This window comes from Pseudomonas sp. Emmai (assembly GCF_055179735.1).
Genome location: NZ_CM143685.1, coordinates 6018219 through 6043133, shown reverse-complemented (window position 1 = coordinate 6043133; position 24915 = coordinate 6018219). Strand labels below are relative to the sequence as shown.

At 60.0% G+C, this 24915-nt stretch carries 26 protein-coding genes; 22 read left to right on the top strand and 4 right to left on the bottom strand.

The window, feature by feature from the left end:
* The first annotated feature begins 74 nt into the window (after positions 1-74).
* From trmJ to ACY4LX_RS27535, 21 genes are all read left to right on the top strand, one after another.
* Positions 75-845, top strand: a complete 771-nt coding sequence (gene trmJ, locus ACY4LX_RS27635) for a tRNA (cytosine(32)/uridine(32)-2'-O)-methyltransferase TrmJ (protein ID WP_054613614.1) — start codon at positions 75-77, stop codon at positions 843-845.
* 2 nt (positions 846-847) lie between these two features.
* A complete protein-coding gene (cysE, locus tag ACY4LX_RS27630) occupies positions 848-1624 on the top strand; it encodes a serine O-acetyltransferase (RefSeq protein WP_149658082.1) in 777 nt (258 codons plus the stop codon).
* A gap of 230 nt (positions 1625-1854) precedes the next feature.
* Positions 1855-2346 carry a Fe-S cluster assembly transcriptional regulator IscR gene (gene iscR, locus ACY4LX_RS27625; RefSeq protein WP_121734138.1) on the top strand — a complete coding sequence of 164 codons (492 nt, stop codon included), beginning with the start codon at positions 1855-1857 and terminating at the stop codon, positions 2344-2346.
* Positions 2347-2396: 50 nt separating this feature from the next.
* On the top strand, positions 2397-3611 hold the full coding sequence (locus tag ACY4LX_RS27620) for an IscS subfamily cysteine desulfurase (RefSeq protein WP_123410226.1): 1215 nt from the start codon (positions 2397-2399) through the stop codon (positions 3609-3611).
* Between the two features lie 83 nt (positions 3612-3694).
* Positions 3695-4081: a Fe-S cluster assembly scaffold IscU gene (iscU, locus tag ACY4LX_RS27615; RefSeq protein ID WP_003443374.1), complete on the top strand. Its 387-nt coding sequence runs from the start codon at positions 3695-3697 to the stop codon at positions 4079-4081.
* Between the two features lie 34 nt (positions 4082-4115).
* Positions 4116-4439: an iron-sulfur cluster assembly protein IscA gene (iscA, locus tag ACY4LX_RS27610; protein ID WP_054045385.1), complete on the top strand. Its 324-nt coding sequence runs from the start codon at positions 4116-4118 to the stop codon at positions 4437-4439.
* A gap of 8 nt (positions 4440-4447) precedes the next feature.
* Positions 4448-4969: a co-chaperone HscB gene (gene hscB, locus ACY4LX_RS27605; protein ID WP_123410227.1), complete on the top strand. Its 522-nt coding sequence runs from the start codon at positions 4448-4450 to the stop codon at positions 4967-4969.
* Between the two features lie 51 nt (positions 4970-5020).
* On the top strand, positions 5021-6883 hold the full coding sequence (gene hscA, locus ACY4LX_RS27600; protein ID WP_149658080.1) for a Fe-S protein assembly chaperone HscA: 1863 nt from the start codon (positions 5021-5023) through the stop codon (positions 6881-6883).
* Between the two features lie 3 nt (positions 6884-6886).
* Complete coding sequence (gene fdx / locus ACY4LX_RS27595; protein WP_463258397.1) at positions 6887-7228, top strand: ISC system 2Fe-2S type ferredoxin; 342 nt, start codon at positions 6887-6889, stop codon at positions 7226-7228.
* Positions 7229-7242: 14 nt separating this feature from the next.
* Positions 7243-7443, top strand: coding sequence for a Fe-S cluster assembly protein IscX (iscX, locus tag ACY4LX_RS27590; protein WP_149658078.1), 201 nt, complete (start codon positions 7243-7245; stop codon positions 7441-7443).
* 88 nt (positions 7444-7531) lie between these two features.
* On the top strand, positions 7532-7957 hold the full coding sequence (gene ndk, locus ACY4LX_RS27585) for a nucleoside-diphosphate kinase (RefSeq protein WP_042560926.1): 426 nt from the start codon (positions 7532-7534) through the stop codon (positions 7955-7957).
* Between the two features lie 28 nt (positions 7958-7985).
* Positions 7986-9134, top strand: a complete 1149-nt coding sequence (gene rlmN / locus ACY4LX_RS27580) for a dual-specificity RNA methyltransferase RlmN (RefSeq protein ID WP_149658077.1) — start codon at positions 7986-7988, stop codon at positions 9132-9134.
* A gap of 12 nt (positions 9135-9146) precedes the next feature.
* The gene (pilW, locus tag ACY4LX_RS27575; RefSeq protein ID WP_149658076.1) at positions 9147-9905 is read left to right on the top strand and encodes a type IV pilus biogenesis/stability protein PilW; all 759 of its coding nucleotides are present in this window, start codon (positions 9147-9149) and stop codon (positions 9903-9905) included.
* The gene (locus ACY4LX_RS27570; RefSeq protein ID WP_463258396.1) at positions 9905-10936 is read left to right on the top strand and encodes a RodZ domain-containing protein; all 1032 of its coding nucleotides are present in this window, start codon (positions 9905-9907) and stop codon (positions 10934-10936) included. Before pilW ends, ACY4LX_RS27570 begins: the two co-directional genes overlap by 1 nt.
* Positions 10937-10939: 3 nt before the next feature.
* Complete coding sequence (gene ispG, locus ACY4LX_RS27565) at positions 10940-12049, top strand: flavodoxin-dependent (E)-4-hydroxy-3-methylbut-2-enyl-diphosphate synthase (RefSeq protein WP_133840204.1); 1110 nt, start codon at positions 10940-10942, stop codon at positions 12047-12049.
* Positions 12050-12072: 23 nt separating this feature from the next.
* Complete coding sequence (gene hisS / locus ACY4LX_RS27560) at positions 12073-13362, top strand: histidine--tRNA ligase (RefSeq protein ID WP_123410235.1); 1290 nt, start codon at positions 12073-12075, stop codon at positions 13360-13362.
* A gap of 40 nt (positions 13363-13402) precedes the next feature.
* Positions 13403-14044, top strand: coding sequence for a tetratricopeptide repeat protein (locus ACY4LX_RS27555; protein WP_149658074.1), 642 nt, complete (start codon positions 13403-13405; stop codon positions 14042-14044).
* Positions 14037-15188, top strand: a complete 1152-nt coding sequence (bamB, locus tag ACY4LX_RS27550; RefSeq protein WP_149658073.1) for an outer membrane protein assembly factor BamB — start codon at positions 14037-14039, stop codon at positions 15186-15188. Before ACY4LX_RS27555 ends, bamB begins: the two co-directional genes overlap by 8 nt.
* Before the next feature lie 140 nt (positions 15189-15328).
* On the top strand, positions 15329-16798 hold the full coding sequence (gene der, locus ACY4LX_RS27545) for a ribosome biogenesis GTPase Der (RefSeq protein WP_149658072.1): 1470 nt from the start codon (positions 15329-15331) through the stop codon (positions 16796-16798).
* Between the two features lie 147 nt (positions 16799-16945).
* Positions 16946-18094, top strand: a complete 1149-nt coding sequence (locus ACY4LX_RS27540; RefSeq protein WP_463258395.1) for a pyridoxal phosphate-dependent aminotransferase — start codon at positions 16946-16948, stop codon at positions 18092-18094.
* The gene (locus tag ACY4LX_RS27535; RefSeq protein WP_463258394.1) at positions 18082-18873 is read left to right on the top strand and encodes an amidohydrolase; all 792 of its coding nucleotides are present in this window, start codon (positions 18082-18084) and stop codon (positions 18871-18873) included. Before ACY4LX_RS27540 ends, ACY4LX_RS27535 begins: the two co-directional genes overlap by 13 nt.
* Before the next feature lie 621 nt (positions 18874-19494).
* On the opposite strand, the gene leuA is transcribed toward ACY4LX_RS27535, so the two are convergent.
* A complete protein-coding gene (gene leuA / locus ACY4LX_RS27530; RefSeq protein ID WP_149658069.1) occupies positions 19495-21177 on the bottom strand; it encodes a 2-isopropylmalate synthase in 1683 nt (560 codons plus the stop codon).
* 166 nt (positions 21178-21343) lie between these two features.
* Between leuA and ACY4LX_RS27525 the strand changes: the two genes are divergently transcribed.
* Complete coding sequence (locus ACY4LX_RS27525) at positions 21344-21565, top strand: hypothetical protein (RefSeq protein WP_463258393.1); 222 nt, start codon at positions 21344-21346, stop codon at positions 21563-21565.
* Between the two features lie 58 nt (positions 21566-21623).
* Here the strand turns inward: ACY4LX_RS27525 and ACY4LX_RS27520 are convergent, their stop codons facing one another.
* From ACY4LX_RS27520 to ACY4LX_RS27510, 3 genes are all read right to left on the bottom strand, one after another.
* Positions 21624-22445 carry a M23 family metallopeptidase gene (locus ACY4LX_RS27520; protein WP_149658067.1) on the bottom strand — a complete coding sequence of 274 codons (822 nt, stop codon included), beginning with the start codon at positions 22443-22445 and terminating at the stop codon, positions 21624-21626.
* Between the two features lie 3 nt (positions 22446-22448).
* On the bottom strand, positions 22449-23828 hold the full coding sequence (gene xseA, locus ACY4LX_RS27515; protein WP_123410244.1) for an exodeoxyribonuclease VII large subunit: 1380 nt from the start codon (positions 23826-23828) through the stop codon (positions 22449-22451).
* A gap of 106 nt (positions 23829-23934) precedes the next feature.
* Positions 23935-24819, bottom strand: coding sequence for a LysR family transcriptional regulator (locus ACY4LX_RS27510; protein ID WP_463258392.1), 885 nt, complete (start codon positions 24817-24819; stop codon positions 23935-23937).
* Positions 24820-24915: the final 96 nt, after the last annotated feature.

Below are 24915 nucleotides of genomic sequence, written 5' to 3'. Positions count from 1 at the left end.
GTTCGCTTTCATAGCTTAACGGTAGGATGAACTGTAAGATTCTGCTCCCCATTTTGTGTTCGAGAACGCCTCCCGTGCTGCATAACATTCGTGTCGTCCTGGTTAATACCAGCCATCCCGGCAACATCGGCGGGGCTGCGCGTGCCATGAAGAACATGGGCCTGTCGCGGCTGGTGCTGGTCGAACCGCGGTTGTTCCCGCACCACGAGGCCGATGCCCGCGCCTCCGGTGCCGGTGACATCCTTGAAAACGCGCAAGTCGTCGCCACCTTGGAAGATGCCTTGGTCGGCTGCAATCTGGTGCTCGGCACCAGCGCCCGCGACCGGCGCATTCCCTGGCCGCTGCTCGATCCCCGCGAATGCGGTACGAAAGTGGTCGAGGAAGCGGCGCAAGGTGCAGAGATCGCTTTGGTCTTCGGTCGTGAGGATTCCGGCCTGACCAATGAAGAGCTGCAACGATGTCATTATCACGTGCACATCCCATCAGACCCTGAGTTCAGCTCGCTGAACCTTGGGGCAGCGGTGCAGGTGTTGAGTTATGAAGTGCGCATGTCCTGGCTCGCGGCCCAAGGCCAGCCGAGCAAGGTCGAGAAGGATGAAGTGGCGTCCACCAAAAGTGGCGAACTGGCGACCATGGATGAGCTGGAGCGATTCTATGAACACCTGGAGCAAACCCTGGTGGCCATCGAATTCCTCGACCCGGAAAAGCCGCGGCACTTGATGGCGCGCCTGCGTCGGTTGTACGGACGAAGCTCGGTCAGCCGGGCGGAAATGAATATATTGCGTGGCATCCTCACGGAAACCCAGAAAGCGGCCCGTGGCGAGCTTCTTAAGCGGAAGGATTAAAAATGTTCGAGCGTTTGCGTGAAGATATCCAGAGTGTTTTCCACCGTGATCCGGCTGCGCGTAACGCTTTTGAAGTCCTGACTTGCTACCCGGGCATGCATGCCATCTGGATCCATCGCCTGTCCTCGGCCCTGTGGGGCATGGGCTGGAAGTGGCTGGCGCGGCTGGTGTCGAACTTTGGTCGCTGGTTGACCGGGATCGAGATCCATCCGGGGGCCAAGGTGGGGCGTCGCTTCTTTATTGACCATGGCATGGGCATCGTCATCGGTGAAACTGCTGAAATCGGTAATGACGTCACCCTTTACCAAGGTGTGACCCTGGGCGGCACAAGTTGGAATAAAGGCAAGCGTCACCCGACCCTTGAAGACGGGGTTGTGGTGGGGGCGGGCGCCAAGGTGCTTGGGCCGTTCACGGTCGGCGCCGGGGCCAAGGTCGGTTCCAATGCGGTAGTGACCAAGGCTGTGCCGCCGGGTGCGACGGTGGTCGGGATTCCGGGGCGGATCATCGTCAAGTCTGACGAGGAGCAAGACGCCAAGCGCAAGGCCATGGCCGAGAAGATCGGTTTTGATGCCTACGGTGTCGGTGAAGACATGCCGGACCCGGTGGCGCGAGCCATTGGTCAACTGCTCGATCATCTGCAAGCGGTTGATGGTCGGCTGGAAGGCATGTGCGGCGCGCTGAAGGATCTGGGTAGTAATTACTGCGCCAAGGATTTGCCTGAGCTGCGCGAAGAAGACTTCGCCTGCGTCAAAGGCAAGGACGAAACCAAGGCCGGCTAGACCGCGTTGATCCCTTCGCGGGCAAGCCTTGCTCCTACAGGAAGGTGTACGAGCGAGGCTTGCCCGCGAACAACGATAACGCGCATTTGCTGGTGATACGCCGCCAGCCTTTGCTATGATGCGCGCGCTCTTTTGCGGGTAAACCTGACTAAAGCACTAGGTCTTATAGTTGACTTAAATACTCGGGAATAGCATACTCGCCCCCATTCCGAACTCCGTGGTAATTGTCCATGCGACTGACTACAAAAGGCCGATACGCCGTGACCGCCATGCTTGACCTGGCGTTGCACGCGCAGCACGGGCCGGTGTCCCTGGCCGATATCTCCGAGCGCCAAGGCATCTCCCTGTCCTACCTCGAACAGCTTTTCGCCAAATTGCGCCGCAGCAATCTGGTTTCCAGCGTTCGTGGGCCGGGCGGCGGCTACCAGTTGTCTCGCGAGATGCAGGGCATCCAGGTCGCCCAGGTGATCGATGCGGTAAACGAATCGGTCGATGCAACCAAATGCCAGGGCCAGGGCGATTGCCATCAAGGCGACACCTGTCTGACCCACCACTTGTGGTGCGATCTGAGCCTGCAGATTCACGAATTTCTGAGCGGTATCAGCTTGGCTGACCTTGTGACTCGCCGTGAGGTGCAAGAAGTAGCCCAGCGTCAGGACCAGCGCCGTTGCAATGGCAAGGCGCCACGCCTGGACAAGATTGAAGCGTCCGCCGTCGAATGACAGCCAAAGAGCTAGCGGCACGCCAGCCAGCCTGATTTAGGAGATAGTCCATGAAATTGCCGATTTACCTTGATTACTCTGCGACCACCCCGGTTGATCCGCGTGTCGCGCAAAAGATGAGTGAATGCCTGCTGGTCGACGGAAACTTCGGTAACCCGGCGTCCCGTTCCCACGTGTTCGGCTGGAAAGCTGAAGAATCCGTCGAAAACGCCCGTCGTCAGGTCGCCGACCTGGTCAACGCCGACCCGCGTGAAATCGTATGGACTTCCGGTGCCACCGAGTCCGACAACCTGGCAATCAAGGGTGCGGCGCATTTCTATGCGACCAAGGGCAAACACCTGATCACCACCAAGATTGAGCACAAGGCTGTCCTCGACACCATGCGCCAACTGGAGCGTGAAGGTTTCGAAGTGACCTACCTCGAGCCTCAGACCGATGGCCTGGTCACCCCGGCCATGATCGAAGCTGCACTGCGTGACGACACCATCCTGGTTTCGGTCATGCACGTGAACAACGAAATCGGCACCATCAATGACATCGAAGCCATCGGCGAACTGACCCGCTCCAAGGGCATTCTGTTCCACGTTGACGCGGCTCAGTCCACCGGCAAGGTCGAAATCGATCTGTCGAAGCTGAAAGTCGACATGATGTCGTTCTCTGCCCACAAAACCTACGGTCCTAAAGGCATCGGCGCGCTGTACGTTAGCCGCAAGCCGCGTGTTCGCATCGAAGCGACCATGCACGGCGGCGGTCACGAACGTGGCATGCGCTCCGGCACCCTGGCGACCCACCAGATCGTCGGCATGGGTGAAGCTTTCCGCGTAGCCAAGGAAGACATGGCTGCCGAGAACGTGCGCATCAAAGCCCTGAGCGACCGCTTCTTCAAACAGGTCGAAGGCCTGGAAGAGCTGTACATCAACGGCAGCATGACCGCCCGCGTACCGCACAACCTGAACCTGAGCTTCAACTACGTTGAAGGCGAGTCGCTGATCATGGCCCTCAAGGACCTGGCGGTTTCGTCCGGTTCGGCCTGCACCTCGGCTTCCCTTGAGCCTTCGTACGTACTGCGCGCCCTGGGCCGCAACGACGAACTGGCACACAGCTCGATTCGCTTCACCTTCGGCCGTTTCACCACCGAAGAAGAAATCGACTACGCCGCGCAGAAAGTCTGCGAGGCCGTTACCAAGCTGCGCACCTTGTCGCCGCTGTGGGATATGTACAAAGACGGTGTCGACATTTCGAAAATCGAGTGGGCGGCACACTGATTTCAAGTCGCCGCAAACCGGCCCTGTGAACCCAGGTTTATGGGGCTCAAGAGCGACTCTCTGATGAGTGAGGATTAAGAATCATGGCTTACAGCGAAAAGGTCATCGACCACTACGAAAACCCGCGCAACGTCGGCAAGATGGACGCGGAAGACCCGGATGTCGGCACTGGCATGGTCGGCGCTCCGGCGTGCGGCGACGTGATGCGTCTGCAGATCAAGGTTAACGAGCAAGGCATCATCGAAGACGCCAAGTTCAAGACCTATGGTTGCGGTTCGGCTATCGCCTCCAGCTCCCTGGCGACCGAGTGGATGAAAGGCAAGACTCTGGATGAAGCAGAGACCATCAAGAACACTCAGCTGGCCGAAGAACTGGCCTTGCCGCCGGTGAAAATTCACTGCTCCGTACTTGCTGAAGACGCTATCAAAGCGGCCGTTCGCGACTACAAGCAGAAGAAAGGCTTGATCTGACTTTCAAGATTTGGCGACGAGTAAGGAGTCACCGATGGCTATCAGCATGACAGAAGCGGCAGCTCAACACGTGCGACGCTCCCTCAACGGGCGCGGCAAAGGTGAAGGGATTCGTCTGGGTGTTCGCACCACAGGCTGTTCCGGCCTTGCCTACGTGCTGGAGTTCGTCGACGAGGTGGTTGCAGAGGACCAGGTGTTCGAAAGTCACGGCGAGAAAGTGATCATCGACCCGAAAAGCCTCTCATACCTGGACGGCACCGAGCTCGATTTCGTCAAGGAAGGGTTGAACGAAGGCTTCAAGTTCAACAATCCCAACGTACGCGGTGAATGTGGCTGCGGCGAAAGCTTCAACATCTGAGGCTGCGCGTGGGTACTCCTTGTCATTTCGCTTTATTTGAACTGCAGCCGAGCTTCCGTCTGGATCTCGAGCAGTTGGCCACGCGCTATCGTGAGTTGGCGCGCGGTGTTCATCCGGACCGCTTTGCCGACGCTTCCGAGCGCGAGCAGCGCCTGGCGCTCGAGCAATCCGCGAACCTCAACGAGGCCTACCAGACGCTCAAGAACCCCCCGAAACGCGCGCGTTACTTGCTCGCCATGGGTGGTCGCGAGTTGCCGCTGGAGGTCACGGTGCATGATCCGGAGTTTCTTCTGCAGCAGATGCAATGGCGCGAAGAACTCGAAGACCTGCAAGACAGCGCCGACCTGGCCGGCATTGCCGTGTTCAAGCGTCGCTTGAAGGTGGCGCAGGATGAACTGAACGAAAGCTTCGCAGCCTGTTGGGATGATGCAGCGCAACGTGAACAGGCCGAACGCCTGATGCGGCGCATGCAGTTCCTCGACAAGCTCACCTACGAAGTGCGCCAGTTAGAAGAGCGCCTCGACGATTAACCCAGTGCCGCTCCGGTCGCACGCCTGATATACAGATAAGTCCTGATTACGATGGCCCTACTGCAGATCGCCGAACCCGGCCAAAGTCCTCAACCACACCAGCGTCGTCTGGCCGTGGGGATCGACTTGGGCACTACCAATTCGCTGGTCGCTGCGTTGCGCAGTGGTCTTTCCGAACCTCTGGCCGACGCTGACGGGCAGGTCATCCTGCCGTCCGCCGTGCGCTACCACGCCGACCGCGTCGAAGTGGGCGAATCCGCCAAACTGTCCGCCGCTACCGATCCCTTGAACACCGTGCTGTCGGTCAAGCGCTTGATGGGTCGTGGTCTGTCCGACGTCAAGCAATTGGGCGACCAGCTGCCGTACCGCTTTGTCGGCGGCGAGTCGCACATGCCGTTCATCGACACTGTGCAAGGCCCGAAAAGCCCGGTCGAAGTCTCCGCCGAAATCCTCAAGGTGCTGCGTCAGCGCGCCGAGGCGACGTTGGGTGGCGAATTGGTCGGTGCGGTGATCACCGTTCCGGCCTATTTCGACGATGCCCAGCGCCAAGCCACCAAGGACGCGGCCAAACTGGCCGGCCTGAACGTGCTGCGTTTGCTCAATGAGCCGACCGCTGCTGCTGTGGCTTACGGGCTGGATCAGCACGCCGAAGGCCTGGTCGCCATTTATGACCTGGGCGGCGGTACCTTCGATATTTCGATTCTGCGCCTGACCGGTGGTGTGTTCGAAGTGCTGGCCACCGGCGGCGATAGCGCCCTGGGCGGCGATGACTTCGACCATGCCATTGCTGGCTGGATCATCGAGAGCGCCGGTTTGTCCGCCGACCTCGATCCGGGCGCGCAGCGTCATCTGCTGCAAGCCGCTTGTGCGGCCAAAGAAGCCCTGACCACCGTCGCCAGCGTTGAAGTGGCTTACGGCGACTGGAAAGCGCAACTGACCCGCGAAGCCTTCGATGCGCTGATCGAACCGATGGTTGCCCGCAGCCTGAAAGCTTGCCGTCGCGCCGTGCGTGATTCCGGCATCGAGCTGGATGACGTGCACGCCGTGGTCATGGTCGGCGGTTCGACCCGCGTCCCTCGCGTTCGCGACGCTGTTGCCGAAGCCTTCGGTCGCCAACCGCTGACTGAAATCGATCCGGATCAAGTGGTGGCCATCGGTGCCGCGATCCAGGCCGATACCCTGGCGGGCAACAAGCGCGATGGCGGCGAACTGCTGCTGCTCGATGTGATTCCGTTGTCCCTGGGGCTGGAAACCATGGGCGGCCTGATGGAGAAGGTGATCCCACGCAACACCACCATCCCCGTCGCTCGCGCCCAGGACTTCACCACCTATAAAGATGGCCAGTCGGCCATGGCGATTCACGTCCTGCAGGGTGAGCGCGAGCTGATCAGCGACTGCCGCTCCCTGGCACGCTTCGAATTGCGCGGCATTCCGGCGATGGTGGCCGGTGCGGCGAAGATTCGCGTGACCTTCCAGGTCGATGCCGATGGCTTGCTCAGCGTTGCGGCCCGCGAACTGGGTTCGGGCGTTGAAGCCAGCATCCAGGTCAAGCCGTCCTACGGCCTGACCGACGGTGAAATCACCAAGATGCTCAAGGACTCGTTCGAATACGCCAACGACGACAAAGTCGCTCGTGTACTGCGTGAGCAACAAGTCGATGCCCAGCGCCTGATCGAAGCGGTGCAGGGCGCCCTCGATGTTGACGGCGAGCGCCTGCTCGACGCCGAAGAGCGCATGGTCATCGAGTTGCAGATGCAGGAACTGACCGAATTGATGAAAGGCACCGATGGTTTTGCCATCGAGCAGCAGACCAAGCGTCTGTCGCAAGTGACCGACGCCTTTGCTGCCCGCCGCCTGGACTCGACGGTGAAAGCCGCGCTGGCGGGGCGCAACCTGAATGAAATCGAGGAATAACTGATGCCGCAGATCATTTTTCTGCCTCACTCCGAGCATTGCCCGGACGGAATGGTTGTCGAGGCTGAAACCGGTAAGTCCATTCTCGAAGTGGCCCATGACAACCATATCGAGATGGAAAGTGCCTGTGGCGGCGTTTGTGCCTGCACCACCTGTCACTGCATCATTCGTGAAGGTTTCAACTCGCTCGAAGAAGCTGATGAGCTGGAAGAAGACTTTCTTGATCGCGCCTGGGGGCTGGAGCCGCAATCTCGTCTAGGCTGTCAGGCGATCGTCGGGACTGAAGACCTGATCGTCGAAATTCCGAAATACTCGCTTAACCACGCAGCCGAAGCGCCGCACTGATTCAAGGAATTGTCATGAGTCTGAAGTGGACTGATGTGCTGGAGATCTCAATCCAGCTGGCTGAAAGCAAGCCCGACGTTGACCCTATGTCGGTCAACTTCGTCGATCTGCGCAAATGGGTGATGGAATTGCCCGAGTTCGACGACAAGCCTGAGCATTGTGGCGAAAAGATCCTGGAGGCCATTCAGGCCAACTGGATCGAAGAACGCGACTGAGCCACGCTGCAGGTTAGGCAATACCCAAGAACCCGCGTATAATTCGCGGGTTTAATTTTTCACAAATTACCGTTTCTGGAGTTACACCATGGCTGTTCAACGTACTTTCTCCATCATCAAGCCTGACGCTGTTGCAAAAAACGTTATCGGCGAGATCACCACTCGTTTTGAAAAAGCTGGCCTGCGCGTTGTAGCTTCGAAACTGAAGCAACTGTCCAAAGCCGAAGCTGAAGGCTTCTACGCTGAGCACAGCGCTCGTGGTTTCTTCGGCGATCTGGTTTCCTTCATGATCTCCGGTCCGGTTGTCGTTCAGGTTCTGGAAGGCGAAAACGCTATCGCTCTGAACCGTGAGCTGATGGGCGCTACCAACCCTAAAGAAGCTGCTGCCGGCACCATCCGCGCTGACTTCGCTGATTCGATCGACGCCAACGCTGTACACGGTTCGGACTCCGAAGCCGCTGCTGCTCGCGAAATCTCGTACTTCTTCGCAGCTACTGAAGTAACCACTCGCTAAGCATTGGCTTATGAGTGAAGGTGAATCCATGACTACATCGACTGTAAAAACTAACCTGCTGGGTCTGACTCAGCTGGAAATGGAAAAATTCTTCGACTCAATCGGGGAGAAGCGTTTCCGTGCCGGTCAGGTAATGAAATGGATTCACCACCTTGGCGTCGATGATTTCGACGCCATGACGAACGTCAGCAAAGCCTTGCGCGACAAGCTCAAGGTGATTGCTGAGGTTCGCGGTCCTGAAGTCGTCAGCGAGGACATTTCCACCGACGGCACCCGTAAGTGGGTGGTGCGTGTGGCGTCCGGCAGCTGCGTCGAGACCGTGTACATTCCCCAGGGCAAACGCGGCACTCTGTGCGTTTCGTCCCAGGCAGGCTGTGCCCTGGATTGCAGTTTCTGCTCCACCGGCAAGCAAGGTTTCAATAGCAACCTCACCGCCGCCGAAGTCATCGGCCAGGTGTGGATTGCCAATAAATCGTTCGGCAGCATCCCGGCGACCGCCGACCGTGCCATCACCAACGTGGTGATGATGGGCATGGGCGAGCCGCTGCTGAACTTCGACAACGTCGTGGCTGCCATGCATCTGATGATGGATGACCTGGGCTACGGGATCTCCAAGCGCCGCGTAACCCTGTCCACTTCGGGCGTGGTGCCGATGATCGATGAGCTGGCCAAGCACATCGACGTGTCCCTGGCGTTGTCGCTGCACGCACCGAATGACGCATTGCGTAACCAATTGGTGCCGATCAACAAAAAGTATCCGCTTAAGATGCTGCTCGAGTCGTGCCAGCGCTACATGGCGACCCTGGGCGAAAAACGCGTGCTGACCATTGAGTACACCATGCTCAAGGACATCAACGACAAGGTTGAACACGCGGTCGAGATGATCGAGTTGCTCAAGAATGTACCGTGCAAGATCAACCTGATTCCGTTCAACCCGTTCCCGCATTCCGGCTATGAGCGTCCGAGCAACAACGCCATCCGCCGTTTCCAGGATCAGCTTCACCATGCCGGCTACAACGTCACCGTGCGCACCACGCGCGGCGAAGACATCGATGCCGCGTGTGGCCAATTGGTAGGACAGGTGCTGGATCGCACCCGTCGCAGCGAGCGTTATATCGCGGTGCGTGAATTGAGCGCCGAAAACGATATGGCGCAAAACGCAGCGAACAACAACTAAGAGAGGATCTCTATGTCTCTGCGCTTTGCGCTGCTTGTGCTGTTGGCCAGCCTCTGTGCTGGTTGTGTCCTGTCGGGCGATTTCAATCCGATGAAGACCAGCAAGGGCCGCGATGAAGCGCGTGTCGCCTACGTGCAACTGGGGCTGGGGTACTTGCAGCAAGGGATGACCGAGCGGGCCAAGGTGCCGTTGAAAAAGGCCCTGGACCTGGACGATTCCGACCCTGACGCCAACGCGGCGTTGGGCCTGGTGTTCCAGGCCGAGATGGAACCGGAGCTGGCCGACCAGCATTTTCGCAAGGCGCTGTCCTCCCGTCCTGGCGATGCACGCATCCTGAACAACTACGGCAGTTTTCTGTACGAAGAGAAACGTTACAAGGAAGCCTACGAGCGCTTTGAGCAGGCCGCCGCCGATACCCTGTATCCTGAGCGTTCGCGGGTGTTCGAAAATCTTGGCATGACCGCTTCGAAGCTTGGCCAGCGTGACCTGGCCCAGCAGCAACTGGAAAAAGCCCTGCGTTTGAACCGCCAACAACCACGCGCATTGCTGGAAATGGCTGAGTTGTCTTACGAAGACAGGCATTATGTGCCCGCGCGTGACTATTACGACCGTTTTAGCCTGCTCACCGAACAAAATGCACGTAGTCTATTGCTCGGCGTTCGGCTGGCAAAAGTGTTTGAAGATCGCGACAAGGCCGCCAGTTTTGGCCTGCAATTAAAACGACTCTATCCCGGTACGCCGGAATATCAGCAATACCTGTCGGAGCAATGATGAAAGCGGCGCATCCCGAAGTTGTAGCAGCGAATCGCGTTAACCCCGGTGAGACATTGCGCCAGGCCCGCGAAAGCAATGGCTGGTCGCTGGCCGAAGTGGCCCTCAAGCTCAACCTCACCGTCAATTCCTTAGGGAATCTGGAAGCCGGCGCTTTCGACAAGCTGCCGGGGCATACCTTTGCCCGTGGTTACATTCGCGCGTACGCCAAATTGCTCGGCATGGACCAGACCGTTCTGGTCCAGCAGTTCGACCAATCCACCGGCACCGACTCCCAGGGCAGCAACGTCCACAGCCTGGGTCGTATCGAAGAGCCGGTTCGGGTTTCCCACACGATTTTGCGCATTGTCAGCCTGTTGTTGCTGATCGCAGTGATTGGCGGCGGTTTTGTCTGGTGGCAGGATCAAACGTCCTTGCGCGCCAAGGACCTGGCGACCCTGGCTCCGGAACACGTAGAAGTCGAAGGCGCCGACGGCACCACCCAGATCCATCCGCTGGACGAGCCGGAAGACCAGGCTGTCGCGGAAGGTCAGACTGAAGCTGGAACCACGCTTGCATTGCCACAGTCCGAGACATCGACTGAAGCACCGGCCGAAGCTGAAGCCGCAGCGCCTGCTCCAGCGCCTGTAGCCCCGGCTGCAACCCCTGCGGCACCGGTTCACAACGCCGCCCCGGTAGTCGCTGCGCCCGCTGCTCCAGCGCCAGCCGCTCCGGCACCGACCGTCGCTGCGCCAGTTGCAGCTGCTGCCGTTGCTCCCACCGCTACTGCCGCCGCCGCGCCAGTCGCCGGTCAAGGCCAGGTTCAACTGCTGTTCACCGCTGATTGCTGGACGCAAGTGACCGATGGCTCCGGCAAAGTGCTGTTGAGCGGTCTCAAGCGCAAAGGCGAAAACGTTTCTGTCAGTGGCAAGCCGCCGTTTGCCGTGCGCCTGGGCTTTGCCCGTGGCGCGCAGGTCAGCTACAACGGCCAGGTGGTTGATGTCGCTCCGTTCACCAGTGGCGAGACTGCTCGCCTGAAGTTGGGTCAATAAGTCATGCACGGCGAATCTCCAATCAAACGTCGCGAATCCCGCAAGATCTGGGTCGGTAACGTGCCTGTTGGCGGCGATGCGCCCATCGCTGTGCAGAGCATGACCAACAGCGACACCAATGACGTGGCCGCCACCGTGGCCCAGATCAATCGCCTGGAAGCCGCGGGCGTCGATATCGTGCGCATTTCCGTGCCGGATATGGACGCCGCCGAGGCGTTCGGCAAGATCAAGCAACTGGTCAAGGTGCCGCTGGTTGCCGACATCCACTTCGACTACAAGATCGCCTTGCGCGTCGCCGAACTGGGCGTTGACTGCCTGCGCATCAACCCGGGCAACATCGGTCGTGAAGACCGCGTGCGTGCAGTGGTCGATGCCGCCCGTGACCGCGGGATCCCGATCCGCATCGGCGTGAACGCCGGTTCCCTGGAAAAAGACCTGCAAAAGAAATACGGCGAGCCGACCCCGGCCGCGCTGGTCGAGTCGGCCCTGCGTCACGTCGAGCACCTGGAACGCCTGAATTTCAAGGACTTCAAGGTCAGCGTGAAGGCATCCGACGTGTTCATGGCCGTCGCCGCCTACCGCTTGCTGGCCAAGGAAATCGTCCAGCCGCTGCACCTGGGCATCACCGAAGCCGGTGGTTTGCGTTCAGGCACGGTGAAATCCGCCGTGGGCCTCGGTATGCTGCTCGCCGAAGGGATTGGCGATACTATTCGCATCTCGTTGGCGGCTGACCCGGTCGAGGAAGTGAAAGTCGGCTACGACATTCTCAAATCCCTGCACCTGCGTTCCCGTGGCATCAACTTCATCGCCTGCCCGAGCTGCTCGCGGCAGAACTTCGATGTGGTCAAGACCATGAACGAGCTGGAAGGGCGCCTCGAAGATTTGCTGGTGCCGCTGGATGTCGCGGTCATCGGTTGCGTGGTCAACGGGCCGGGCGAAGCCAAGGAAGCCCATATCGGCTTGACCGGCGGCACGCCCAACCTGATTTACATCGACGGCAAGCCGGCGCAGAAACTGACGAATGACAATCTGGTGGATGAGCTTGAACGCTTGATCCGCCAGAAAGCGGCCGAAAAGGTCGAAGCCGACGCGGCTGTAATCGCCCGCGGCTGATCAAACGAATTTAAGGATTTTTTGTGAGCAAGTCTCTGCAAGCCATACGTGGCATGAACGACATCCTGCCCGAGCAGACGCCCCTGTGGCGTCATTTCGAGGGCACCGTCTCGCGTTTGCTGGATAACTACGGTTATAAGCAGATCCGCATGCCGATCGTCGAGTTCACCGAGCTGTTCAAGCGCTCCATCGGTGAAGTGACCGACATCGTCGAAAAAGAGATGTACACCTTCGAAGACCGCAACGGCGATTCCCTGACCCTGCGCCCTGAAGGCACGGCGGCCTGCGTGCGTGCGGTGCTCGAGCACGGCATCACCGGCGGCGGCCAAGTGCAGAAACTCTGGTACATCGGCCCGATGTTCCGTCACGAACGTCCGCAGAAAGGTCGTTATCGCCAGTTCCACCAGATCGGTGTCGAAGTGTTCAACCTCGACGGTCCGGACATCGACGCCGAGCTGATCATCCTGACCTGGCGCCTGTGGGGCGAGCTGGGCATCCGTGATGCGGTCAAGCTCGAGCTCAACAGCCTGGGCACCGCTGAGTCCCGTGGTCGTTATCGTGAAGCCCTGGTCGAGTTCCTGTCGGCGCGCCTGGACAAGCTCGATGAAGACAGCCAGCGTCGTCTGAAGACCAACCCGTTGCGGGTCCTGGACACCAAGAACGCCGACACACAAGCGGTCCTGGTCGACGCGCCGAAAATGGCCGACTACCTCGATGACGAATCCCGCGTGCACTTCGAGGGCCTCAAGGCGCGCCTCGATGCGGCCGGCATTCCTTATGTGATCAACCCGAAGCTGGTTCGCGGGCTGGATTACTACAGCAAGACCGTTTTCGAATGGGTCACCGACAAGTTGGGCGCCCAGGGCACCGTGTGTGCCGGTGGTCGTTACGACGGTCTGGTGGAGCAGATGGGCGGCAAGCCGACCCCGGGCGTTGGTTTCGCCATGGGTATCGAGCGCCTGGTGCTGCTGCTGGAAACCCTGGAGCAGATCCCGCAAGAGATCTCCCGCCAGGTCGACGTCTACCTCTGCGCCTTCGGTGAAGCCGCCGAGCTGGCCGGGCTGGCCTTGAGCGAACGTGTGCGTGACCAATTGCCCAACCTGCGCCTGCAAGTCAATGCCGGTGCCGGCAGTTTCAAAAGTCAGTTCAAGAAAGCCGACAAGAGCGGTGCGTTGTATGCGCTGATCCTCGGTGACGACGAGATGGCCCAGCAAGTGGTAGGTTTCAAACCCCTGCGTGGCCAGGGCGAACAACAAAGCATTGCCTGGGATGCGCTCGCTGCACACCTGGCCACCTGCGTCGTGCAGGGTTGAAGCTGTCAAACAGCCGATTTAGCGATTAAGGAGTATTGGGGTGTCGAGTACCGAAGACGAACAACTGGCGGATTTGAAAGACTGGTGGACACGTAACGGCAAGCCCCTGGTCACTGGCGGCCTGTTGGCGCTGGTCATCGTGTTCGGCTGGCAGGCTTTTCACAAGTATCAGAGCAATCAGTCGCAAGGCGCCTCGATTCTCTATCAGCAACTGCTGGAAACCACGCTGACGCCTGACGGCAAGCCTGACGCAGCCCGCGTTGCGGACCTGGCCGGCAAGCTCAACAGTGAGTTCGGCGGTTCGGCCTACGCGCAATACGGCAGCCTGTTCGTGGCGAAAGTCGCGGTCGACAGCGGCAAGCTGGACGATGCGGCCACTGAGCTGAAAGCCATCACCGACAAACCGGCCAACCCGGCGCTGGGCGAAATCGCCCGTCAGCGTCTGGCCCAGGTTCTGGCCGCACAGAACAAGGTCGAAGACGCTCTGAAACTGCTTGAAGGCGATGCCGACAAGTCGTTCCTGGCCACTCGCGAAGAACTCAAGGGCGACCTGCTGGTGCAGTTGGGTCGTACTGACGAAGCGAACACGGCGTATCAAAAAGCCAAGGCAGCACTGTCCGATGAAGCGGCAGTCGGCGGCCTCCAAATCAAGCTGGACGACCTGGCCAAAGGGGATGCGTGACGTGATCCGTTGGAAACATGCAGCATTGCTGGCTCTGGCCGTTCTGGCCGCGGGTTGCAGCAGCAACAGCAAAAAAGAATTGCCGCCGGCCGAGTTGACCGACTTCAAAGAAGAAGTGGTTCTGCACAAGCAGTGGAGTCGTTCGATCGGTGACGGTCAGGGCGAAACCTACAACATGCTGGTGCCGGCCATCGAAGGCGATACCATCTATGCCGCCGACGTCACGGGTGAAGTCGTGGCGATGGATCGCAGCAATGGCGACGTCAAATGGAAGAAAGATCTCGACCTGCCTGTTTCCGGCGCCGTTGGCGTGGGTTACGGTCTGCTCACGATCGGTACGCTCAAGGGTGAAATCGTTGCCCTGGACGCGACCAACGGCGAAGAGAAATGGCGCGCTCGCGTGACCAGCGAAGTTCTCGCGCCGCCGGCCAACAATGGCGACGTTGTGGTGGTTCAGACCCAGGACGATCGTCTGATCGGCCTGGACGCGGCGACCGGCACCCAGCGCTGGTTGTATGACAGCACGCCAGCGGTCCTTACCCTGCGCGGCACCAGTGCGCCAGTGGTCACCAACCGCCTCGCGGTGGCTGGCCTGTCGACCGGTAAAGTGGTTGCTCTCGATATTTCCAACGGCGTGCCGGTGTGGGAACAACGGGTTGCGATTCCACAGGGTCGTTCGGAGCTGGAGCGCGTGGTCGATATCGACGGCGGTCTGCTGCTGTCCGGCGAAACCCTGTACGTCGCCAGCTACCAGGGTCGCGTTGCGGCACTGGACCTGCAAAGCGGTCGTCAGCTCTGGCAGCGTGATGCTTCCAGCTATGCCGGTGTCGCCCAGGGTTTTGGCAGCGTCTACGTGAGCCTGTCCTCGGGCACCGTTGAAGGCGTCGACGAACGTTCCACCACAGCCTTGTGGAGCAACGATTCGCTGGCTCGCCGTCAACTGTCGGCTCCGGAAGTGTTCTCCAGCTACGTTGCAGTCGGCGACATGGAAGGCTACCTGCACCTGCTGAGCCAGGTGGACGGTCGTTTCGTCGGCCGCGAGCGCATCGACAGCGACGGCCTGCGCGCCCGTCCGCTGGTGGTGGGTGACACGATTTATGTGTATGGCAACAGTGGCAAACTGGAAGCCCTGACCATTAAGTAAAGATTTGACTATGCTTGGGGTTTAACCCCCAGGCGGCCTTGTTCTGCAAGGCTTGCGGCGCCTTCAAGCGCTGCCCCGAGCACCAGCCGCTGCCTCGCAGCGGCTTTTGTATTTTCTGAATTAACGAAGTGGAGAGCCGCATGGTTCCCGTAATCGCCCTGGTGGGCCGACCGAACGTCGGCAAGTCCACCTTGTTCAACCGCCTGACCAGGACTCGCGACGCCATCGTCGGCGACTTGTCCGGTCTGACCCGTGATCGCCAATACGGTGAGGCCAAGTGGCAAGGGCGTTCCTACATTCTGGTCGACACCGGCGGTATCTCCGGTGACGAGCACGGTATGGACGAAAAAATGGCCGAGCAGTCGCTGCTGGCCATTGAAGAAGCGGATGTCGTTCTGTTCCTGGTAGATGCCAAGGCCGGTTTCACCGCCGCCGACCAGATGATCGCCGAGCATTTGCGCAAACGTAACAAGCGTTCCTACGTGGTTGCCAACAAGGTCGACAACATCGACCCGGAAATGGCCCGCGCCGAGTTCGCCCCGTTGGGCATGGGCCACGCGATTCCGATCGCCGGCGCCCACGGTCGTGGCATCACCCAGATGCTGGAAATCGCCCTCAGCGACTTCCCGAAAGACGATGACGAGCTGGAAGAAGGCGAGGAAGAGATCGTTGCCGAAGGCGAGGAAGCCAAGCGCATTCCTGGCCCAAGCGAAAAAGACGGGATCAAGATCGCCATCATCGGCCGCCCGAACGTCGGCAAGTCGACCCTGGTCAACCGTATGCTCGGTGAAGACCGGGTCATCGTGTATGACGAGCCCGGCACTACCCGCGACAGCATTTACATCCCGTTCGAGCGTAACGACGAGAAGTACACGCTGATCGACACCGCCGGTGTGCGCAAGCGCGGCAAGATCCACGAAGAAGTCGAAAAATTCTCCGTGGTCAAAACCCTGCAAGCGATCAAAGACGCCAACGTGGTGATCTTTGTGATGGACGCCCGCGAAGGTGTGGTCGATCACGACCTCAACCTGCTGGGCTTTGCCATTGAGTCGGGTCGTGCGCTGGTCATCGCGATCAACAAGTGGGACGGCATGACGCCGAGCGAGCGCGATTTCGTGAAAGTCGAGCTGCAACGTCGTCTGTTCTTCGTTGACTACGCCGACATCCACTTCATCTCGGCCCTGCACGGCACGGGCGTGGGCAACCTCTACGCCTCCGTACAGAACTCGTTCAAGTCTGCGGTTACCCGCTGGCCAACCAACCGCCTGACCACGATTCTGGAAGATGCAGTCGGTGAGCACGCGCCGCCGATGGTCAACAACCGCCGGATCAAGCTGCGTTATGCCCACTTGGGTGGCGCGAACCCGCCGATCATCGTGATTCACGGTAACCAGATCGAGAAGGTGCCGAAGTCTTACGTGCGTTATCTGGAAAACACTTACCGTCGTGTCTTGAAGCTGGTCGGTACGCCGATCCGCATCGAGTTCAAGGGCGGCGAGAACCCGTACGAAGGCAACAAGACCTCGCTCACCGACCGTCAGGTCAACAAGAAGCGCCGCATGATGTCGCACCACAAGAAAGCCGATAAGAAGCGCCGCGATAAGAAATAGGAGCAGCGTCAAGCTTTAAGCTGCAAGCTTTAAGAAAAAGCCAGAAAGGGTCCTGTCCGGGGACCCTTTTTTGTGTCTGATGGTTTGCTGCTTGACCACTTGCAGCTTGTCGCTTGAAACTTGCAGCTCACCTGCAGGGGCCTACCGATGATCACCAGTAAGCTGCCGAATGTCGGCATCACTATCTTCACTCAGATGTCTCAGCTCGCGGCGCAGACCGGGGCGATCAACCTGTCCCAGGGTTTTCCCGATTTTGATGCGCCCCAGGCGTTGTGCGATGCGGTGGGTCGGCATATTGCCCAGGGCCACAACCAATATTCGCCGATGACCGGCCTGCCGGCGTTGCGCCAGCAGATTTCAGCGAAGATCGCGCGCAGCTACGGCGTCAGCGTGGATGCCGATCATGAAGTGACGGTCACCCCCGGCGCCACCCAGGCGATCTTCTGTGCGATTCAGGCGGTTATCCACAGCGGCGACGAAGTGATCGTCTTCGACCCGTGCTACGACAGCTACGAGCCCTCGGTGCAGCTGGCCGGAGGCCGCTGCGTGCACGTGCAGCTCGGGCTGGATGATTTCGCCATCGACTTCCAGAAGCTCGCTGAGGCGATAACGCCGCGTACGCGGATGATCGTGATCAATTCGCCGCACAACCCGAGCGGTGCGCTGATCAGCCGCGCCGATCTGGATCAGTTGGCGGATTTGATTCGTGACCGCGACATCTACCTCGTCAGTGACGAAGTCTATGAGCACCTGGTGTTCGACGGCGTACCTCACGTTAGCGTTCTGAATCACGAGGAGCTGTATCAACGCGCCTTCGTGGTCAGTTCCTTCGGCAAGACTTACCACGTCACAGGCTGGAAAACCGGCTATGTGGTCGCACCGCCAGCCCTCACGGCGGAATTGCGCAAGGTGCACCAATACGTGAGCTTCTGCGGCGTGACCCCGCTGCAATTTGCCTTGGCCGACTTCATGGCTGAGCATCCGGAACACGTCGAAGAACTGCCAGGTTTCTACCAGGCCAAGCGCGATCTGTTCTGCGATCTGCTGGCGCCGTCTCGCTTCAGCTTGACCCGTGTCACCGGTACTTATTTCCAATTGGTCGATTATTCGCAGATCCGCCCGGACCTCAACGACGTCGAGATGGCGCTGTGGATGACCCGCGAACACGGCGTGGCGAGCATCCCGATCTCGGTGTTCTACCAGAACCCACCCGAAGGCCAGCGCCTGGTGCGCCTGTGCTTCGCCAAACGCGAGGAGACCCTGCGTGAAGCAGCGGCAAAACTATGCGTGATCTGAGTGCACTGCCCAACCTGAACATCGCGCTGATCCAGACCACCCTGGCCTGGCACGACCGCCAGGCCAACCTGGAGCATTTCGAGCAATTGCTGGAACAGGCCCGCGGCGCGGACCTGATTATCCTGCCGGAGATGTTCACCACTGGCTTTTCCATGCAGTCCGAGACCCTGGCCGAGGCGGAAAACGGTCCGACCAGCAAATGGCTGCGCATCCAGGCTGAAAAATACGCTGCGGTGATCACCGGCAGTGTCATCGTCCAGGCCGCCGATGGCAGTCACCGCAATCGCCTGCTCTGGGCGCGGCCGGACGGCGAGGTGTCGCATTACGACAAGCGTCACCTGTTTCGCATGGCCGGCGAGCACAACCACTACACCCCCGGCGAGCGCCAGGTGCAGTTCGAGCTCAAGGGCTGGCGGATTCGGCCGCTGATTTGCTACGACCTGCGCTTCCCGGTCTGGAGCCGTGATGCCCAGGACACCGACCTGCTGCTGTACACCGCCAATTGGCCGGGTGCGCGACGTCAGCACTGGAACCGCTTACTGCCGGCCCGAGCCATCGAGAACCTGTGCTATGTCGCGGCGGTCAACCGGATTGGCACCGACGGCAAGGGCTTTGCGTATACCGGTGATAGTCAGGTGCTGGATTTCCAGGGTGAAACCTTGCTCAGTGCCGGGGAGGCTGATGGGGTGTTTCAGGTGGTACTGGATGCGGCAGAACTGGCGGCTTACCGCACGCGGTTTCCGGCGAATCTGGATGCCGACACGTTCGAGTTCACCTAACCGATCGTAACCGATCGTTCCCACGCTCTGCGTGGGAATGCAGCCTGGGACGCTCTGCGTCCCATTCGGGAGCTGGAACGCGGAGCGTCCCTTGAGGCATTCCCACGCGGAGCGTGGGAACGATCAGCGTAGGAACGATCAGCGTGGGAACGATCAAACTGGCGGCTTACCGCACGCGGTTTCCGGCGAATCTGGATGCCGACACGTTCGAGTTCACCTAACCGATCGTAACCGATCGTTCCCACGCTCTGCGTGGGAATGCAGCCTGGGACGCTCTGCGTCCCATTCGGGAGCTGGAACGCGGAGCGTCCCTTGAGGTATTCCCACGCGGAGCGTGGGAACGATCAGCGTAGGAACGATCAAACTGGCGGCTTACCGCACGCGGTTTCCGGCGAATCTGGATGCCGACACGTTCGAGTTCACCTAACCGATCGTAACCGATCGTTCCCACGCTCTGCGTGGGAATGCAGCCCGGGACGCTCCGCGTCCCATTCGGGAGCTGGAACGCGGAGCGTCCCTTGAGGCATTCCCACGCGGAGCGTGGGAACGATCAGCGTAGGAACGATCAACAAAAAGGCCCCAAGGTTCGCACCTTGGGGCCTTTTGCATTGCAGCGAACGCTTACGCCGCTTCTTTCGCTTGCGGCTGACTCAACGAGCGGTTCAGCGCGCTGAACAGCGCCTTGAAGCTCGCCGTGGTGATGTTTTCATCAATCCCTACGCCGTGCACCGCACGCTGGCCTTCAACCCGCAGTTCGATATAAGCGGCTGCCTTGGCGTTGGTGCCCGCGCCAATGGCGTGTTCGTTGTAGTCCATGATTTCCACCGGGATCGGCAGACCGGCCACCAACGCTTCCAGGGCGCCGTTGCCCTTGCCGCGCCAGTGCAGGTTGGTTTCGCCTTGGCCCTTGCCCGAGACTTCCACTTCCACCGAACTGTTGCCATTTTCTTCCTGCAAGCGATGGCTGACCAGCGCGTACGGGGTGTTGGCCTGCAAGTATTCGCTGTGCAGCAGCGCGTGGATTTGCTGGGCAGTCATTTCCAGGCCGAGGCGATCGGTTTCACGCTGTACGACCTGGCTGAACTCGATCTGCATGCGACGCGGCAAGCTGATGCCGTATTCCTGTTCCAGCAGGTAAGCGATACCGCCCTTGCCCGACTGGCTGTTGACGCGAATCACCGCCTCGTAGCTGCGGCCGATGTCGGCCGGGTCGATCGGCAAGTACGGCACTTCCCACAGGGTGTCCGGTTGCTGCTGGGCGAAGCCCTTGCGGATCGCGTCCTGGTGCGAGCCGGAGAACGCGGTGTGCACCAGGTCGCCGACGTACGGATGACGTGGGTGCACCTGGATCTGGTTGCACTCTTCGACGACTTTGCGCACGCCATCGATGTCGGAGAAGTCCAGCTCAGGGTGGATGCCCTGGGTGTAGAGGTTCAGTGCCACGGTCACCAGATCGACGTTACCGGTGCGCTCGCCGTTACCGAACAGGCAGCCTTCGACACGGTCGGCGCCGGCCATCAGGCCCAACTCGGTGGCGGCCACGCCGGTGCCACGGTCGTTGTGGGTGTGCAGGCTGATGATCACGCTGTCACGACGGTTGATGTGACGGCCGAACCATTCGATCTGGTCGGCGTAGATGTTCGGGGTCGCGCATTCGACGGTGGCCGGCAGGTTGAGGATCACCTTGTGCTCAGGCGTCGGGTTCCAGACTTCGATCACCGCGTCGCACACTTCTTTGGCGAATTCGAGTTCGGTGGCGCTGAAGGTTTCCGGGGAGTATTCGAAGGTCCACTCGGTGTCCGGCTGCTGGGCGGCGTATTTGACGAACAGCTTGGCAGCGTTCACGGCGATGGCCTTGATCCCGTCCTTGTCCTGGTTGAAGACAATGCGGCGGAAGGAAGGGGAGGTCGCGTTGTACAGGTGAACGATAGCTTTTTTCGCCCCGCGCAGGGATTCGAAAGTGCGCTCGATCAAGTCTTCACGGCCCTGGGTCAGCACCTGAATGGTGGTGTCGTCCGGGATGTGGCCGTCTTCGATCAGGGTGCGCACGAAGTCGAAGTCGGTTTGCGAAGCCGCCGGGAACGAGGCTTCGATTTCTTTCACGCCGACCTGCACCAGGGTTTTCCAGAAACGCAGCTTCTTCGCCGCGTCCATTGGCTCGATCAGCGACTGGTTACCGTCGCGAAGGTCCGAGCTGCACCAGATCGGCGCGGCGGTGATGGTCTTCGACGGCCAGGTGCGGTCCGGGATATCGATGGTCGGGAACGCGCGGTATTTCGAAGACGGGTCTTTGAGCATGCTCATCGGGAAATCCTTATTGTGTGGGCCGAAAAAAGGCGGCCTGCCGGTGGATCAAAAGTGTTTGGGAAAACGTGTAAGGCGAGGCACCGCGATTCAGCCTGGCAGTCGTGCACTGACGAGGCACAGGCTGCGGTGCTGGCGAAGCTGAATGAGGGTGTGAGAGGTTTTCATGCCTTCAACCCTAACCGCCGGGGTTGAGGTTGGCAAGCAGTCGAAAAAAATTGAGAGGAATACTCGAAAAGGCGAGATTGGCGAGATTTTATTGCTGGGATGTGGAGTGATTGTTTTGATGTTTGCGCGGGGCTTGTGGGATGCGCAATTGAAGGTTGGTGATGTGTTGCCCGGGATTCCGCCTTCGCGGGCAAGCCTCGATCCTACAAATTTGCGGTGATCGTCGTCCTGTAGGAGCGAGGCTTGCCCGCGAAGAGGCCGGCAGCCCCAACGACTTTTTAAGGCTGAAACGCCCCAATAAAAATCGCCGGGTCCACCCGCGCATCATTCAGGCTGACGTTCCAGTGCATATGCGGCCCGGTCGCCCGCCCCGTCGAACCGACCTTGCCCACCACACCGCCCCGCGCCAATTGCTGGCCAACCTTCACATCAATCTTCGACATGTGGCAGAACATGCTGATAAAGCCCTGGCCATGGTCGACAAACACCGTGTTGCCATTGAAGAAGTAGTTACCAATCAAAATCACCTTGCCCGCCGCCGGGGTCTTGATCGGTGTGCCCGCCGGCACTGCGAAGTCCAGGCCGGCATGGGGATTGCGCTCTTCACCATTAAAGAACCGACGCACACCGAACTTGCTCGACAGCGGCCCGTTGACCGGTTTGTCCAGCAACAGATTGCTCGGGGTGACGGGGCTGAAGCTGCGATAGGCCTGGATCTGCTCGGCCAGTTCGCCTTCGATGCGCTTGAGGTTCTCCGGGTTCGGGTTGACCTGCTGGGTGTTTTTCAGGGTGATGCGCTGTTCCGGGTACTTTTTGTTGCCGACGGTGAAGCTCAAGTTACGGCCGCCGCTGCTCACTTGCTGGGTGCCCGGTTTGACGGTCAGCGGCACACCGACGATGGCCAGCCAGTTGCTTTGTTCCTTGACCACCAGCACCGGTTTGCCCTGATACGTGGCTTTCGGCGCCTGGGCGGCAGCGCCCAAGTCCACGACCGCCACGCCACCCGGCACCGGTTTGTTCAGCAGGCGGGTGATGTAGCTGTCGGCGTGGGCGTTGAAGGTCAGGCACAGCAACAACAGTGGAGCCAGGAAACGGGGCATGGATCAATCCAGTAGAGAAAGGGTGACAGGCGTCAGGTGATTGTCTTCGACGCGCACTTGCAACTCGCCCTCGCCGAGCCGGGCGTTCAGGCGCTGGCCGGGGTGGGTCTGGGCGGCATTGCGAATCGCGTTGCCGCGCTCGTCCAGCAAAATGCTGTAGCCACGGCCAAGGGTCGCCAGCGGGCTGACCACATGCAGCGTCTGCATCTGGCTTTGCAGTTGCAGGCGCCGGGCCTTGAGGCCTTCGCGCATTGAGCGGGGCAGGCGTTCGGCGAGGCTGTCGAGGCGTTGGCGCAGCATCGCCAGTTGCCGTCCCGGATGTTGCCCGGCGAGGCGGGTTTCCAGACGGATCAAGCGTTCGCGGCGGGTATTGAGGCTGCGTTCGAAGGCGCGACGCAGGCGCATGTCCAGATCGTCCAGGCGTTGCGCTTGCTGGCGCAGGCGTTCGCCGGGATGACGCAGGCGCCGGGACATGCCTTCCAGGCGCAGGCGATCACGCATCAAGCGGTCGCGGATGCGCATCACCAGGCGCCGATGCAGGCTTTCGACCCGACGCACCAGGTCGCTGGAATCCGGAGCCAACAATTCGGCAGCAGCAGAAGGCGTCGGGGCGCGAACGTCCGCCACGAAGTCGCTGATCGACACGTCGGTTTCATGGCCGACGGCGCTGACAATCGGCGTCACACAGGCATCCACGGCGCGGGCCACGGCTTCTTCGTTGAAACACCAGAGGTCTTCCAGCGAACCGCCGCCACGGGCCAGGATCAACGCATCGAAGCCTCGGGCGTCCGCCAGTTTCAAGGCGCGGACAATCTGTGCGGTGGCTTCGCGGCCCTGTACAGCGGTGGGGATCAGCGTCAGTTGCACCTGCGGCGCCCGGCGGCGGAACACGCTGATGATGTCGCGGATCACCGCGCCGGTGGGCGAGCTGATGATGCCGATGCGTTGTGGATGGGCCGGCAACGGCACTTTGCGCTCGGCACTGAACAGGCCTTCGGCGCTGAGCTTTTCTTTCAGTGCATCGAAGGCCAGGCGCAGGGCACCGTCACCGGCCGGTTCCACGGTGTCGAGGATCAGTTGATAGTCGCCACGACCCTCGAACAGCGAGACCTTGCCGCGCACCTTGACCGCCAGGCCATCCTTCAGCGCCTGGCGCACCTTGGCGGCGTTCTGCCGGAACAGTGCGCAACGGACCTGGGCGCCGCTGTCCTTGAGGGTGAAATACACGTGGCCGGACGCCGGGCGGGCGAGGTTGGAGATTTCGCCTTCGACCCAGATATTGCTGAACACGTCTTCCAGCAACACCCGCGCGCGGCCGTTGAGCTGGCTGACAGTCAGGACTTCACGGTCCAGGCCGAGTCTTGCAAAGGGATCTTTAATCATGGGGCGCATGATAAAGGCATTCTTCAGGGGAATGCACGATCACCCGCAGGCTGCGATCTTTTGATCTTGAAAATCCAAATCAAAAGATCGCAGCCTGCGGCAGCGCCTACAGGGATTGTGTGAATTGTTGGACCAATGCTGTGGGGTTTTGCCGGCAGGCGAGGGCGACGGTGCTGAGGCAATCCGGGTCCGTCAGCGGCAGGAAATGGATGTCCGGCGGGGCGATGTCTTGCATCGATTCCGGCAACAAGGCAATGCCGAACCCGGCCTGGATCAATTGCAGTTGCGTGGTTTTGCGCGACACCACCCGCGCGGCCTTTGGAAAGAAGCCCTGGCGCATGCACAGCTCCGCAGACAGATAGCTCAAGCCACCGCGCTGCGGATGGGGAATGGAGATAAACGCTTCATCCTTCAACTGCGCCAGATCGATACCTTGCCCTGAGTTATCCACAGCCAGCCGATGATTCGGTGGCACCGCCAGCAGCAAGCGTTCGCTATATAGAGGCACAATTTGCACGCCTTCGCGCTGGCGCAGCACCGGCAAGCGCAGCAGACCGACGTCCAGGCGACCCTCGGCCAACTCTTCCAGTTGCGCTTCGGAGGACAGTTTGACGATGTCCATGGACACGCCGGGATGTTGATCGAGATAAACGCTGATGCCGCGCAGTAGCCGCCCGCTCATCGGCACGGTGCTGGAATGACTCAGGCGCAGAATGCCAAGTTGACCGTTGCCGACCTGGGTCGCCATTTCGCTGGCCTTGGTCAGCTCATTCAACAGATTCCTGGCCCGGGGCAAAAGCGCTTCACCCGCCGCCGTCAAACGAGGTTGGCGCGCGGTGCGTTCGAACAGCGGTGTTTGCAGGCGGGTTTCCATGTCCTTGATCTGCCGGCTCAGGGCCGACTGCGCAATAAACAGGCGTTCGGCCGCAGCGCTGAAACTGCCGCACTCGGCGATCTCCACGAAATAACGCAATTGACGGGTAGAAAGCACAAGGCATGCCTTTTCGAGATGGGTGGGCGACTTTGAAGATATTAGTCGCAAGGCTCGGCGCTGGCTAAAGTCATCCACAGTCTTCAAGGAAAAACC